Origin of the sequence: Sphingomonas sp. DG1-23 (assembly GCF_030730875.1) — a bacterium.
GTDB lineage: Bacteria > Pseudomonadota > Alphaproteobacteria > Sphingomonadales > Sphingomonadaceae > Sphingomonas.
The window spans coordinates 1-13,612 of sequence record NZ_JAVAMA010000006.1 but is presented as its reverse complement, the minus strand read 5'-3'; the positions used below and the strand labels follow the sequence as shown (position 1 = coordinate 13,612).

The 13,612-nt window shown below is 67.5% G+C and carries 11 protein-coding genes and 1 tRNA gene; 6 read left to right on the top strand and 6 right to left on the bottom strand.

What is annotated here, in order from left to right:
- Nucleotides 1-292 precede the first annotated feature (292 nt).
- Nucleotides 293-1,063: a DUF1080 domain-containing protein gene (locus Q9Q95_RS11135; protein ID WP_306096986.1), complete on the top strand. Its 771-nt coding sequence runs from the start codon at nt 293-295 to the stop codon at nt 1,061-1,063.
- Nucleotides 1,064-1,301: 238 nt separating this feature from the next.
- Here Q9Q95_RS11135 and Q9Q95_RS11130 read toward each other — a convergent pair whose 3' ends face one another.
- Both Q9Q95_RS11130 and Q9Q95_RS11125 read right to left on the bottom strand, forming a co-directional pair.
- Entirely contained in the window at nt 1,302-2,927 is a 1,626-nt protein-coding gene (locus Q9Q95_RS11130; protein WP_306096984.1) for an NAD(P)/FAD-dependent oxidoreductase, read from the bottom strand.
- 208 nt (nt 2,928-3,135) lie between these two features.
- The gene (locus Q9Q95_RS11125; protein ID WP_306096982.1) at nt 3,136-4,338 is read right to left on the bottom strand and encodes a winged helix-turn-helix domain-containing protein; all 1,203 of its coding nucleotides are present in this window, start codon (nt 4,336-4,338) and stop codon (nt 3,136-3,138) included.
- 192 nt (nt 4,339-4,530) lie between these two features.
- On the opposite strand from Q9Q95_RS11125, the gene Q9Q95_RS11120 reads away from it, so the two are divergent.
- The 5 genes from Q9Q95_RS11120 (at nt 4,531) to Q9Q95_RS11100 (ending at nt 9,012) form a co-directional block, all read left to right on the top strand.
- A tRNA-Thr gene (locus tag Q9Q95_RS11120) sits at nt 4,531-4,606 on the top strand.
- A gap of 241 nt (nt 4,607-4,847) precedes the next feature.
- Entirely contained in the window at nt 4,848-5,105 is a 258-nt protein-coding gene (locus tag Q9Q95_RS11115; RefSeq protein ID WP_306096979.1) for a hypothetical protein, read from the top strand.
- A gap of 32 nt (nt 5,106-5,137) precedes the next feature.
- Nucleotides 5,138-5,896, top strand: a complete 759-nt coding sequence (locus Q9Q95_RS11110; protein WP_306096977.1) for an SDR family oxidoreductase — start codon at nt 5,138-5,140, stop codon at nt 5,894-5,896.
- Nucleotides 5,893-7,014 (top strand): glycosidase, encoded by a 1,122-nt coding sequence (locus tag Q9Q95_RS11105; RefSeq protein ID WP_306096975.1) that lies wholly within the window; start codon nt 5,893-5,895, stop codon nt 7,012-7,014. The genes Q9Q95_RS11110 and Q9Q95_RS11105 overlap by 4 nt, the downstream gene beginning before the upstream one ends.
- A gap of 294 nt (nt 7,015-7,308) precedes the next feature.
- Complete coding sequence (locus tag Q9Q95_RS11100; RefSeq protein WP_306096972.1) at nt 7,309-9,012, top strand: DUF4157 domain-containing protein; 1,704 nt, start codon at nt 7,309-7,311, stop codon at nt 9,010-9,012.
- 169 nt (nt 9,013-9,181) lie between these two features.
- Here Q9Q95_RS11100 and Q9Q95_RS11095 read toward each other — a convergent pair whose 3' ends face one another.
- The 4 genes from Q9Q95_RS11095 to kduD form a co-directional block, all read right to left on the bottom strand.
- Entirely contained in the window at nt 9,182-10,135 is a 954-nt protein-coding gene (locus Q9Q95_RS11095; protein WP_306096970.1) for an alpha/beta hydrolase, read from the bottom strand.
- A 10-nt stretch (nt 10,136-10,145) separates the two neighbouring features.
- Nucleotides 10,146-11,477: a methyl-accepting chemotaxis protein gene (locus Q9Q95_RS11090; RefSeq protein ID WP_306096969.1), complete on the bottom strand. Its 1,332-nt coding sequence runs from the start codon at nt 11,475-11,477 to the stop codon at nt 10,146-10,148.
- A gap of 36 nt (nt 11,478-11,513) precedes the next feature.
- Entirely contained in the window at nt 11,514-12,521 is a 1,008-nt protein-coding gene (locus Q9Q95_RS11085) for a sugar kinase (protein ID WP_306096967.1), read from the bottom strand.
- Nucleotides 12,522-12,678: 157 nt separating this feature from the next.
- Entirely contained in the window at nt 12,679-13,434 is a 756-nt protein-coding gene (gene kduD / locus Q9Q95_RS11080) for a 2-dehydro-3-deoxy-D-gluconate 5-dehydrogenase KduD (RefSeq protein ID WP_306096965.1), read from the bottom strand.
- Nucleotides 13,435-13,612: the final 178 nt, after the last annotated feature.

Genomic DNA, 13,612 nt, shown 5'->3' with positions numbered 1-13,612 from the left:
TCCCAATAGCCATTCACGTCATCCCGGATGTCAGGCTTTCCCGGCAAACTACAGGTTTTACGCTGGAAAGCCTTCAGTCCGGGATCGACCGCGCCGCTGGATGCTTGCCGCACGGTGGATTCCGGACAGCTCGATTTTCTGATCAAGTCAGAGATTTGAAGAAAATCGGCTTCCGGGATGACGGTTGCCTCCGGCATCGCGCAGCGAGGTCGCCGCCGTCCGGGCTGGTCTTCGCCCGCGGCGCGGCTAATGTCCGGCATCTCGGTAAGCCAGCTACGGGAGCCTCCGGCGCATGCGATTCATTCTTCTCCCCGCTCTCGCGCTGCTCGGCGCGGCCCCTGCCCCTGCCCCCGACGCAAAGTGGCAGCGCATCTTCGACGGCAAGACGCTCGCAGGCTGGACGCCCAAAATCACCGGCCGCGCATTGGGCGAGGATCCGCTGGCCATGTTCACCGTGCAGGACGGCGCGATCCGCGTCTCGCACAAGAACTACACCAAATTCGAAGGCGAGTTCGGCCACCTGTTCTGGAAGACGCCGCTCAAGGCCTATCGCATCCGCTTCGAATATCGCCTGTTCGGAGAGCCGCTGCCCGGCATCAAGGTCTGGCAGAACAGCAATTCAGGGCTGATGTTCCATGCGCAGGCGCCCGAGACGATGCGGCGCGACCAGGATTTCCCGGTCAGCCTCGAGATGCAGTTGTTGGGCGTCCCGCGCCCGACGGCCGAACCGTCAGGCAATCTCTGCACCCCGGGCACGACGGTAATCTTCGAGGGCAAGCGCGATCCGCGCCACTGCATCCTTTCCTCCTCGCCATTGCTCCCGGTCGGCCGCTGGACGCGTGCCGGGCTGGAAGTGCTGCCGAATGGCGAGATCACCCAGAGCATCGAAGGCAAGCCGGTGCTGCGCTTCTCGGCGCCCGAGCTCGACCCCCAAGACAAGGACGCACAACCGCTGATCGCCGCCGCGGGAGGCAAGCTGCAGCTCGACCAAGGCTATATCGCCCTGCAGAGCGAAGGCCATCAGATCGAATTTCGGAATATCGAGCTGCAGCTTCTCGATTGAGGGCAGGCGTCGAGGGGTGGCGCCAGCGCTCTCCGGAATGTGACGAGACCGGCGGCTTTAAGGGGCATGACATCAGGCTCCATTGTCGCCATCCCATCGCGAGGCAAATATTCAGCGGCGCGGTGGATCCCGGACTGAAGGCTTTCCGACGTAAAACCTGCGGTTTTCCGGGAAAGCCCAACATCCGGGATTACGGAACGGACCGTTAGATCCGACCCGGATCCCCCGCGGATCAAGCTTAGCCCCGGCGGCCCAGGCTCTGCGCCACCGCTTCGGCGACCTTGATGCCATCGACCGAGGCGGAGAGGATACCGCCGGCATAGCCGGCGCCCTCGCCGGCGGGGAACAGGCCGGCGGTGTTCAGGCTCTGATAGTCGTCGCCGCGCGTGAAGCGCACCGGCGAAGAGGTGCGCGTCTCGACCCCGGTCATCACGACGTCGGGATGATCATAGCCCGGGATCTGGCGACCGAACACCGGCAGCGCCTCGCGCATCGCCGTCACGGCGAAATCGGGCAGGCACTGCGCGAGATCGGTCGGGTGCACGCCCGGACGATAAGAGGGAATCACCGTTCCCAGAACCTCCGAGGGGCGCCCGGCGAGAAAATCGCCGAGCCGCTGGGCGGGCGCCTTGTAGCTCGAGCCGCCGGCGACATAGGCGGCCGATTCCCAATGACGTTGCAGCGCGATCCCGGCGAGCGGATCGCCGGGATAGTCGCGTGCCGGATCGATCGCGACGACGAGGCCCGAATTGGCGTTGCGCTCGTTGCGCGAATATTGGCTCATGCCGTTGGTCGCGACCCGGCCTTCCTCCGAGGTCGCGGCGACCACCGTGCCGCCAGGGCACATGCAGAAGCTGTAGACGGTGCGGCCGTTCTTGCAGTGGTGCGAGATATGATATTCGGCGGCGCCGAGGATCGGATTGCCGGCATCGGCGCCGAACCGGGCCCGATCGATCCATGATTGCGGATGCTCGATCCGCACGCCGATCGCGAAGGGCTTGGCCTCGACATAGACCCCCGCCGCATGAAGCATCGCGAAGGTGTCGCGCGCGCTGTGTCCGATCGCCAGCACGACATGATCGGCCTCGAGATAGCCGCCGGTGTGAAGGTGAAGGCCGCGGAGGCGACGATGACCCTGCGCATCGGTCGCGATGTCGAGGCCGTCGACCCGGGTGGAGAAGCGATATTCGCCGCCCAGCCCCTCGATCGTCTCGCGCATGCTCTCGACCATCGTCACCAGCCGGAAGGTGCCGATATGCGGATGCGCCTCGGTGAGAATCTCCGGCGGCGCGCCGGCCTTGACGAACTCGGTCAGCACCTTGCGATCGAGATGGCGCGAATCCTTGATCCGGCTGTAGAGCTTACCGTCCGAGAAGGTGCCCGCGCCGCCCTCGCCGAACTGGACGTTGCTCTCGGGGTTGAGCACGCTGCGCCGCCACAGCCCCCAGGTATCCTTGGTGCGTTCGCGCACTACCTTGCCGCGATCGAGGATGATCGGGCGGAAGCCCATCTGGGCGAGGATCAGCCCTGCGAACAGTCCGCACGGGCCGGCGCCGATCACTACCGGGCGCGGCGACACGCCGCCCTCCGGCGCCTTCGCGACGAATTGATAGCGGGTATCGGGCGTGCGCTGGACGCTGCGATCCTTGCGGAAGCGGGCGAGCACCGCCGCCTCGTCCTTGAGGTTCACATCGACCGAATAGACCAATCGGATGTCGGTCTTGTCGCGCGCGTCGTTGGCGCGCCGCGCGACGACATAGCGGACGAGCTCGCGCGGCGTGATGCGCAGCCGCCGGCAGATCGCGGCGGGCAGCGCTTCCTCCGGATGGTGGAGCGGCAACGTCAATTCGGTGATGCGCAACATGCGAGCGCCTGTAGCGATTGGCAGCCCCCGCTGCCAACTCCCTCCCCCCACTCTCGAAGACCGACATGTTGCTGGCCCGCGACGCCGTCGATCTAGAAATCGCAAGGCGCGCCGCGAGACCCCGACCGCGCCGCCATGGCTCGAGAACCGGACCCCGCCACGCTTCTCCAACCCACCTCGCGCCAGAACGCGCGGGCCCCATTACGCGCTATGGTGTGGCAAGCTCGTTCAGCGCCTGCGCCATGCTACCGCCGCCGGCGACCTCTACCACATCCAACTCCAGCCATTGCGCCATAAGGTCGAGCTCCTCCTTGAGTCGCGGCACTGCCTCGTCCGGCGCGCCGGGCTCGCCATGCGCGCCCTGCACGAGGAGCCTGCCGGCCTTGCGATCCGCCTTCAGGTCGACGCGGGCGACGATGCGTCCATCGAGCAGGAACGGCAGGACGTAATAGCCATGCACCCTTTTCTCGGCCGGCGTGTAGATCTCGATGCGATAGCGGATGCCGAACAGCCGCTCTGCGCGGCTGCGCTCCCAGATCAGCGGGTCGAACGGCGCGAGCAATGCCTGGCCGGTGACCCGGCGGGGCACGCTCGCATCCTTGTGCAGATAGGCCTGCGGACCCCAGCCGCGCACCCGCACGGGCACCAGCGTCCCCGCTTCGACCAACTCGGCGATCCGCGGGTGCGCGTCGTCGGGCTTCTGGCGGAAATAGTCGCGCAGATCGCCTGCAGTGGCGATGCCGAGCGCCGCACCCGCCCGCGCGAGAAGCGCGCGATGCGCGTCGGCATCGTCCGGGGTGGGCTGCGCCAGCACCGCAGCGGGAAGCACGCGTTCAGGGAGATCGTAGACGCGCTCGAAACTGCCGCGCCGGGTCGCGGTGGTGATGCGTCCGGCCCAGAACAGCCATTCCAGCGCGCTCTTGGTGTCGCTCCAGCCCCACCATCCGCCTTCGCCGCGCGTCTCGGCAATGTCGGAAGCGGCAAGCGGTCCCTCGGCCGCGATGCGTGCGAGCAATGCCTCGGCCTCGCCGCGTTGCTCGCCTGCCCAGCGCCGGAGGCCACCCCAGATCGTCTCCCCACGCTCGGCCCGCGCCATGCGCCAGCGCAGCAGCGGGTGGAGCTCGAACGGCAACAGCGACGCCTCGTGCGCCCAATATTCGAAGAGGTGCCGGGGCTTGCCCCAGGCGAGCTTGTCGAGGAGATCGCGCGGATAGACGCCGAGACGGGAGAAGAGCGGCAGATAATGCGCGCGGGCCAGCACGTTGACGCTGTCGATCTGGTGGAGCTGGACGCGTGCGATCGTGCGGGCGAGATGCGCGGGTCCGATTGCAGCGCGCGGGCGCGCCTTGCCGAAGCCTTGCGCACCGAGGGCGATCCGCCGCGCCTCGGCGGCAGAGAGAGTGTCCTTCACGATGTTCCGCCTCTGTCTCGCACGCCGTTCGGGACCGGATGCTAGACCAGGCGGCGACCGATGCACCTGTTTTCGCGTTCCGGCGGCGCGCATCGCATCCTCCTCGAGGCGGCGGCGAAATAGGCTTGACGTTGCCATCGGCTGCGATCAGAAGCACGAAACCCGCGGATTTCCGCGGTTTTTTGCGTGGTTGCCGGGTTAGCTCAGCTGGTAGAGCAGCGGTTTTGTAAACCGAAGGTCGCGGGTTCGATCCCTGCACTCGGCACCACCCGGATCCTGTTGATACCGCGGCAGACATCACTCCCGCATGAGCTGACAGGCCTGATCCCGTCCGGGCCGGTCTGGACATCCCTGCCCGCGGCTTCGCCCTCGGCGCCGACCGGAGGCGGGGATCCGTCGAAGCGAGTGCCGTTCTCTTCCTCCGCCATAATCGTGCTGATCTACTTTAGTCGCGGCAACCATCGGCTGCGGCAGGCTTTGACCGAAGACGGCATCGCATCGGAGGGCGAGTGGCAGACGATACGCAGGCGCTGGCGACCGAAACCCGCAACGGACATATCGATCTCAAGCGCTCCTTCCCGCTCGAGAATCGCTACATCGGCGGTGCCTGCGACGCGCGCCCGAGCCTGATCCGTCTGCCGCGGCAGACCTTGCCCCAATTCACCGTCAGCATCGCCGATGGCGATCGGCTTCGCCCGCAGCACGGCGAGGCCGACCGGATCGACTATCGCATCCCCGCCAACGGCAGCGCCCTGCCGCACCGGTGACGCGTACAACCCACCCCTCCCCGGAGTAGCCAATGACCGACATTCGCGACGCACATACCGAGCAACCGAGCCTGCAGGGCCGAAAGGCGATCATTACGGGCGGTACCACCGGCATCGGCCGCGCGATCGCGGTGCTGCTGGCATCGGAGGGCGTCGATGTCTTCATCTGCGGGCGCGATCCGCAGCATTTGCAGGACGGGCTCGAACGAATCCGCGAAGTCGGCAAGGGCGACGGGATCAGCCTCGACCTTGCCGAGCCCGACGCCGTCGAGCGCTTCGTCGGTGCGGCGAAGGACTATTTCGGCGACTTCGACATCGCCGTGGTCAACGCGGCAATTCCCGCCAAGGGCATCACCACGATGCGTGCGGAGGAATTGCGCTACGCCATCGCCGTGGACTTCACTGCCTATCTCACCACCACGCATGCTGCCGCCGAAGTGCTGAAAGACAAAGGCGACATCATCCTGATCGGCTCGGTCTCGGCGCACCTGCTGGGCGCGGAAGGCAGCGTCTATGCCGGCATGAAGGCAGGCGTCGCCGGCTTCTCCGAGGCCATCCGCCGCGAGCTTGCGCCCAAGGGGATCAAGGTCGGCTTCATCGAGCCCGCCAAGACCGGCGCAGATTTCCAATATATGAGCTTCACCGCCGAGGAGCAGGCGGAGGAAATCCGCAAGGAGACGATGCTGCGCGCCGAGGACATCGCGGTGGCTACGCACTTCATGCTGCGCCAGCCGCGCCGGTCGAACGTCCAGCAGATCGTCGTCGCGCCGCGGGCGCGGGGTGAGGAATGACCGGGTTTGCGGTCGACCGGCTCGTCTTCGGGCCCGACGACGTCGATCTTGCGCGCTCGCCCCTGGCCGGGCAGTTCGATGCCGAGACCTATGTGCTCGGCGCGTTCAACCCCGCGCTGACGCGGCTGCCCAACGGCAATCTGCTGATGATGGTGCGCGTGGCGGAAGCGCTGCGGGTGCCGGTTCGGGGCGGCAACGTCCACGCGATCCGCTGGGCGGAAGGCAGATATGTTCTCGACGCCTGGCCGCTCGAATACGCCAATACCGCCGACCCACGTAAATTCCTGCTCCATGGCGGCGGCTGGAAGATCATGGCGCTGACCTCGCTGTCCTGGCTGCTCCCGGTCGAATTGACGCCGGACGGCCTCGGCGTGGTCGCGGTGCATTATGATCGCGCGGTCGCCCCCGGGGGCGATTGGCAATGCTATGGCGTCGAGGATGCGCGGATCAGCCGCGTCGGCGACGAATGGCTGATGACGACCTGCTCGGTCAGCCCCGAGCGGCATTCGACTACGCTCTACGTCTCGGACAACGGGCTCGACTGGCGCTTCGACGGCATCGTGCTGGATCATCAGAACAAGGACATGCTGATCTTCGAGGGCCTGATCGACGGGCAATATTGGGCGCAGACCCGTCCGCTCGGCGACCTCTATTTCGCCTACCCGCCCGGCAGCGAATGGCGCGCAGGGCCGTCGATCAATCTCGCAACGTCGCCCGACGCCCGCCATTGGCGGCCGCACCTCAAACCCGGCATCCGTCCACATGCGGGCACGGTGGCCACCGCGCGAATGGGCGGAGGCACGCCGCCGATCCTGACCGACGAGGGCTGGCTGACCCTGTGGCACGGCGTCGAGCCCAAGGAGATCGTCGGCATTTACCGCACCTATTGGTCGATCCTCGACAGGGACGACCCTTCGCGCGTGCTGCGTACCGACGATGCCCCGCTGCTGGAGGCCGCACCCGAACTGACCCGTCCGCTCGAGGACAAGATGTACATTCGCGACGTAGTGTTCTCGACTGGAATCGCCGACGCCGGCGATCATTACGTCGTCGCGTCGGGCGAAGCGGATCTGGCCTGCCGCATCACGCACATTCCCAAGAGCCGGTTCGCGGCGTGACCTTCGGCCTTCATGCGGGTCATGCAAGCGCAGTTCACTAGCACACCAACCGGCAGCTTTTCAGTGGCGCCCGATAATCCTTTGCGTTGCCGAAGTAGAGCAGCGGCGGACAACGTCAGGCGAGGCGCAATAAGGCCGAGGGTGACGGAACGCTTCCAGTAAATCACGAACGGGGGTATTCTATACGGACATTGCACCGACGGCCATTGCCATTTGTGGCGGGGGAGGAACGGGGAAATGTCCAGGGCGACACGGACGCAATTTCTACCAAGGTCCGAAAGTCCGCGCGCGCGGTTGCCAGCCCCGGCGCAACCGACGGCGCCGGCCGGGTTCGCGATCAGCGACACCGCGGACGCCTCCGAACAAGAGGCGGATGGGGTCGCGGCCGGACTGGATCGCGCCGACAAACCCGTCCACGCCACGCCCCTCGATGCCGGCAGCTTCCGCCGGATCGAGCCGCCGTCCGTCGTCCAGGATGTCCTCGCATCCTCCGGCCATCCCCTCGGGCAGCAGGCGCGCGCCTGGTTCGAGCCGCGTTTCAGGCGTGATTTCAGCACGGTGCGGGTCCATTGCGACGCGCGCGCCGGGCAAGCGGCGCGAGCGCTCGGGGCGCGCGCCTATACCAGCGGTCACCACATCGTCTTCGGCGAAGGGCAATATCATCCGGGTTCCGCCGGCGGACGAAGATTGCTGGGCCATGAGTTGACCCATGTCGTCCAGCAGGGCGGGCAACGCGGCTTGCTGCAGCGGAGCCCGCTGTCGGACTCGGTCAAGGCCGCGTGGGACGCGGAGCCCAAACTCGAGGCCTTGCTCGCCCGCTTGTCCCAGCCGGACGTCCAGGCCGCGCAAGGCGATGCCGACGTCGACGCGGAGATCGCGCGGCTGCTCGCCAGCCGCCCCGACGATTTGTGGGTCGCGCGCAAGATTCGCGCCCGCGAGCTCGGCAAGACCACCGGCGAGGCGGGCCCGAAGGATCCGTCGGGCAAACCTGTCGCGCGCCCGGTCCAGGCACATTTCTTCCGTGGCTCGACCGACCGGCGGGCGCTGGTGATCGCAGGCGTCCACGGTTCCGAACGGCAGGGCATGGAGGTCGTGGAAATGCTCCTCGCCGACCTGGCCAAGCAGCCGAAGCCGCCCGTCCTCAGCGTGATCGTCGTTCCGACGCTGTTTCCGGACAGCAAGGCGAAGGCGGACGACATGGTCAGCAAGGGCAAGAGCGGCATGGACCTGCAGGCGGCGCGCGAAAGCGTCCTTGACGGCAAGACGCTGGAGACCAACCGCAATTTCCCTGTGCCTTCGAAGGATCTGGCGGCATCGAGAGATGCCGGCGGCAAGCCGAAAGACGCACTCGGCAACGACATCTCCCCCGAAAATCAGATGCTGATGGAGCTGATGGAGCGCTTTCGGCCGGAGCGGATCATCACCGTTCACGGCACCTGGGACCCGGGCGCCGCCGGCGTGTTCTACGACCCGCGCGCACTCCGGGAGGACGAGAGCAATGCGGCGTGGCGCACCGGACCGCGCCGCTCGCCGTCCTGGGAAAGCGAAGGCTATGGCGATGCGAGGAATGCCGCAGAGCGAGAGCTGCACAAGCAGCGGGAGGCGGAAATGCTTGCGGCGGCATCGAAGACCGACCTCGATCTGTCGCTGAAGACAGCGGCCGAAATCGACAAGGCGACATCGGGGATCAAGGGGCGCGAGAGCCGCGGATTCGGCGAAGGAGACAAGGCCGCGAAGCGCGCCAAACATCCCTCGGTGGCCGGCAATGTCGGCAAGAGCGGCAATCTCGATGTTGGCTTCTGGGGCGGCGGCACGAAGCCGGGCGTGTCGCTGGGCCGATATGCGCCGCCGCGCGGCATATCGGTGTTCACGGTCGAGCCTCCGCTCAATTATCGGAGCGATGATCCGAAACGGCTGGACAAGCTCACTGCGGCGGCTCGCAAGCTCGAGTTGAAGGCCTATGCGGACGCGATCCGGACCATCCTGCTCGGCAGTTAGAGCAGGCTGAAGACCCGTATGAAGGCGACCAGACCGTAGTTGGACTCAAGGGGATTTTGCCCGACTTCGAGGATATAAGGATAGCCATCAGATATCCCGGAGCGCTCGAGTCGAGCATCCGGCGTCACCTTCCCCAGGCTGAAAGCACGCATGGGCAACGGCCCCTCGGCTAGGCCTGACCCACAGGCCAGCCGTGGCGCGCGGCAAACGCGGCGAACAGGTCGAGCCAGATATGCGGTTTGCCGTCGGCTCCGATCAGCGGCGGCCCGTGGCCACCCTTTTCGCCGATCATCAGCTCCGAGGGGATGCCGACAGCCTGCAACGCGGAAAACATCGCAAGGCTGTTGGCGGCAGGCACCGTCCTGTCGTCGGCAGCATGGCAGACGAAGGTCGGCGGCATCGTCGCGGGCACGTTGCGCTCGAGCGACCAGGCATTGGCGAGCGCTTCGCCCGGGTTCTGGCCGAGCAACTCGCGACGGGACTGGCCGTGCGCGACCGGCGGCAGCATCGAGACCACCGGGAAGAACATGCCGATCGCGCGCGGGCGCGCCGGGAGGCCATCGGCCGCGTCGATCGGGTCATAGATGGCGCTGTCGGCACGCGCGCCCAATTGGCCGACCAGATGTCCGCCGGCGGAAAAGCCGATCGCCGCGACGCGCGCGGGATCTATCCGCCACGCAGCCGCGCCCGCGCGGATCAGCCGGATCGCGCGCTGGGCATCCTGCACCGGCGCGGCCGGCCCCGCGCGCCAGCCGTCATGCGGAAGACGATAGAGCAATTCGAACGCCGTGACGCCCTGCGCGGCGAAGCGCCGGGCGAGATTGGAGGGACCCCGCCCCACTGCGACCCGCGCATAGCCGCCGCCCGGAATGAGCAGCACCGCCGCGCCGTTCGGGCGTGTCGCGCGCGCTACGGTCATTGCCGGGGTGCCGACATGCGGCCAGGCGATGTCGTCGGGTTTCGGCGAGCGCGGAACCGTCTCGTCGCGGATCGCGAGCCCCTCACCGCCCGGCGGCGTGCCCGGCCAGAGCGCGATCCGTTCGGGTTCGGGCGCGGCCGAAGCACGCGCCGCGCCGGCGACGCCGAGAGCGATTCCGGATGCGAGAACGGTACGGCGATCCATGTTCGGGTCCCTATCGCGACACTTCGGCCATGAACTGGCCGACGGTTTCCTCGACATGGTGAAGCGCATCGCCGGCTTGCGCGGCCTGACGCCCGGCGTCCTGCGCGGCCGCGGCGAGTTCCGAGACGCGACTGCTGATCTGGGCGATCAGCACCGCGATCTCACGCGAGGACATCGCCGTCTCGTCGATCGAGGCGAGGATCGCGCCCACCGTCGCCACCTGCGCCTCCATCTCCGAGGAGAGGCCGCGCACGCGCTCCATCAATTCGCCTACGATCGCGAGGATCGCCTGATTGGTATGCGCCATCACTTCGCTGGCATTCTGCGCCTGGCGGATCGTGATGGTGACGCCGCCGGTGGCGTCGGCGGCCTGATCGGCGAGGCTGCGGACCTCCTGCGCGACCACCGCGAAACCATGCCCGCTGTCGCCGGCGCGCGCCGCCTCGATGCTGGCGTTCAACGCCAGCAGCTTGGTCTGCTGGGCGATCCCGGCGATCAGCGTCAACACCGACTCGATCCGGGCGGTGTGCGATGCGAGACTGGTGGCGTTCTCCGCGCCCTGCGCGGCAATGGCATCGGCACGGCCGGCGACTTCGGCCGCCGCCAGCGCGCCCTCACGGGCGCGATCGAAGGTCGAGATCAGCACCGCGGCGCTCTCCGCCGACTGCCCCATAGCGGTCGCCGACTGATCGGCCGCGGTGGCGACTTCGGCGGCGGGCTTGCTGAGCGCCTGCATCTCGATCGCAGTCCGCTCGGTGAAGCCCGCGACGTCGCGGCTGGCGCGCGCGCTGGTGGTGATCGCCTCGCCCAACTGCTTGCGGACCGAAGCTGCTTCGGCGCGTACCGCCGCCTGATTGCGCGCCCGGGCGATCGCCCGCAACCGGCTGGCGATGATCTCGAACTCGATGCCGGCGAGCTTCTGGGTCGAGCGAGTGAGCCGCTCGAGCTGCGCCGGATCCCGGGTCAGCTCGAAGAACAAGGCGTGGATGCGCATCTGCGCCACCAGCATCGATGCCGCGACGACCGCGAAATCCAGATCGCGCTGTGCAATGCGATCGGCCTCCGCGATCACCGCGTCGAGCCAATATTGGTCGATCGGCCGAGCCAATTTCGCGCGGGCGTAAGCGACGCGCGACGCCACCAGATCGTCCGAGACGGGGCCGTCCGCGCGCCGCTCGAGCAAATCGCGGGCGATGCCGGCGATATGCGGCTCGATGAAGGTCCAGGCCTCACGCAGCTCCGCTTCGAAACTCTCGTCGATCGCATAGCTTTGCCGTAACGCCGCGGCGTTCTGCCGCGGCAATGCCGCCTCATCGGCGCCGCCGATATTCTCCCTCATCATCCACCCTCCCCCGGGCGTCCTTGCGCCTCTCGCTCATCATCGCCGCACGTCGAGCCCGCCGCCTTCGAAGGCCGCGAGATCGGCACGCGTGAACAGGCTTGCATCGCCGGGCAGCGAATGCTTGAGCGCAGTCAGCGCCAGCCCCGCCTTCGCTGCGACACGCGCGTCGCCACCGCTTTCGATCAGCCCGTGCAGCACGCCCGCCGCAAAGGCGTCGCCCGCGCCGATCCTGTCGACGATGCCGGCGATCAGCACCTCGTCGGTCTGATGCGCACCGCCGCGCGTATCGACCCGGGCCGAAACGCGGTGGCTGTCGGCATCATCGACATGCCGCGCGGTCGAGGCGATCGTCTGGAGCTTGGGGAAATGCGCGAAGGCAGCCTCCGCCGCCTCACGCCGCCGATCCGAGCCTTCGCCCGAAAAGGGTTTGCCGAGCAGCAGCGAGACGTCGCGGTGATTGCCGAACAGCAGGTCGGCATGGCCGACCAGCGTGTTGAGCACTGCGCGCGGATCGCTGTCCCACGCTTCCCACAGCTTCGCGCGGTAATTGCCGTCGAACGAGACCGGGATGCCCCTGGCGGAGGCCGCCTCGGCCGCGGCGATCGCCGCAGAAGCGGTGTTGGGGCCGAGCGCGGGCGTGATCCCCGACAGATGCAGCCGGGTCGCGCCTTCGAGCAGCCGGTCCCAATCCCAGCTGTCGGCCGGGCGGGTGGCGAACACCGACCGGGCACGGTCGTAGACGACTTCGGACGCGCGCAGCCCTGCGCCGGGGGTGAGGAAATAGAGGCCGAGACGGCCTTCCTCGCTCGCGATCGTGGAAGTGTCGACACCGCGCCGGCGCAGCTCGCCGATCACTGCGCCGCCGAGCGGATTGCCGGCGACCGCGCTGATCATTCGGGTGGCGTGGCCGAGACAGGCGAGGCCGGTGGCGACATTGGCCTCGGCCCCGCCGACATTGACTTCGAGCCTGGGCGTCTGGAGCAGCAGCTCGCGGCCGGGCGGCGAGAGGCGCAGCATCAGCTCGCCGAAGAATGCGATGGTCATGCGGCTACTCCGCCAGCGAGGATCGCTCCCCTCCCGCTTGCGGGAAAGGTCGTAGGAGGGGCTGGCGGCAGGCGCCGGTCTCGATGAGACATCCACCCTTCCCCTGGCCCCTCCCGCAAGCGGGAGGGGAATGCGTGAAGCTCGGGCAGCCGTCCCATCATCGCGCGAGCCACCCGCCGTCGACCGCGAGGACATGGCCCTGGACATAGTCCGAAGCCGAGGAAGCGAGGAACACCGCAGCGCCGCCGAGATCGCCCGGATCGCCCCAGCGACCCGCGGGAATGCGCTCGACGATCTGGCGGTTGCGGGTCTCGTCGGCCTGGAGCGCGCTGGTGTTGTTGGTGGCGATATAGCCGGGGGCGATGGCGTTGACGTTGATGCCCTTCGATGCCCATTCGCAGGCGAGCAATTTGGTGAGACCGGCGACGCCCGACTTGCTGGCGGTGTAGCTCGGCACGCGGATGCCGCCCTGGAAGCTCAGCATCGAGGCGATGTTGATGATCTTGCCGCGACCCTGCGCCACCATGTGTCGACCGGCGGCCTGGCACAGGAAGAAAGTGGATTTGAGGTTGGTGTCGATCACCGCGTCCCAATCCTCTTCGGAGAAATCGAGGCTGTCGTTGCGGCGGATGATGCCGGCATTGTTGACGAGGATGTCGAGCCCGCCGAGCTTTTCCACAGTCTCGTCCACAATTCTGCCCACAGGCTCGATCGACGACAGGTCGGCGGAGACGATCTCGGCCTGCACGCCGAGCGCGCGGGCCTTCTCGACGGTTTCGGTCGCCGCCGAGCGGCCGACCGCGGCGATGCGCGCGCCGGCCGCCGCCAGCGCCAGCGCGATGCCCTGGCCGATGCCGGTGTTGGCGCCGGTGACGATTGCGACCTTGCCGGTCAGGTCGAAGGGATTCTGCATATTCACTCCCATCCCTCTCCATCATCGCTCCCCTCCCGCTTGCGGGAGGGGCCCGGGGAGGGCCTGAAAATATGGGAGGGAATCGCTTGCGGCACGCCCCTCCCCGCCCCTCCCGCGAGCGGGAGGGGAGCGAAATGGGTTACGCCAGCTGGCAGATGTCGAGCACGTTCATGTCGGT

Excerpts from the sequence above, each read along its gene's own strand:
- Q9Q95_RS11135 (WP_306096986.1), top strand. The coding sequence starts at position 293 with ATGCGATTCATTCTTCTCCCCGCTCTCGCGCTGCTCGGCGCGGCCCCT.
- Q9Q95_RS11130 (WP_306096984.1), bottom strand. The coding sequence starts at position 2,927 with ATGTTGCGCATCACCGAATTGACGTTGCCGCTCCACCATCCGGAGGAA.
- Q9Q95_RS11110 (WP_306096977.1), top strand. The coding sequence starts at position 5,138 with ATGACCGACATTCGCGACGCACATACCGAGCAACCGAGCCTGCAGGGC.
- Q9Q95_RS11105 (WP_306096975.1), top strand. The coding sequence starts at position 5,893 with ATGACCGGGTTTGCGGTCGACCGGCTCGTCTTCGGGCCCGACGACGTC.
- Q9Q95_RS11095 (WP_306096970.1), bottom strand. The coding sequence starts at position 10,135 with ATGGATCGCCGTACCGTTCTCGCATCCGGAATCGCTCTCGGCGTCGCC.
- Q9Q95_RS11090 (WP_306096969.1), bottom strand. The coding sequence starts at position 11,477 with ATGATGAGGGAGAATATCGGCGGCGCCGATGAGGCGGCATTGCCGCGG.
- Q9Q95_RS11085 (WP_306096967.1), bottom strand. The coding sequence starts at position 12,521 with ATGACCATCGCATTCTTCGGCGAGCTGATGCTGCGCCTCTCGCCGCCC.
- kduD (WP_306096965.1), bottom strand. The coding sequence starts at position 13,434 with ATGCAGAATCCCTTCGACCTGACCGGCAAGGTCGCAATCGTCACCGGC.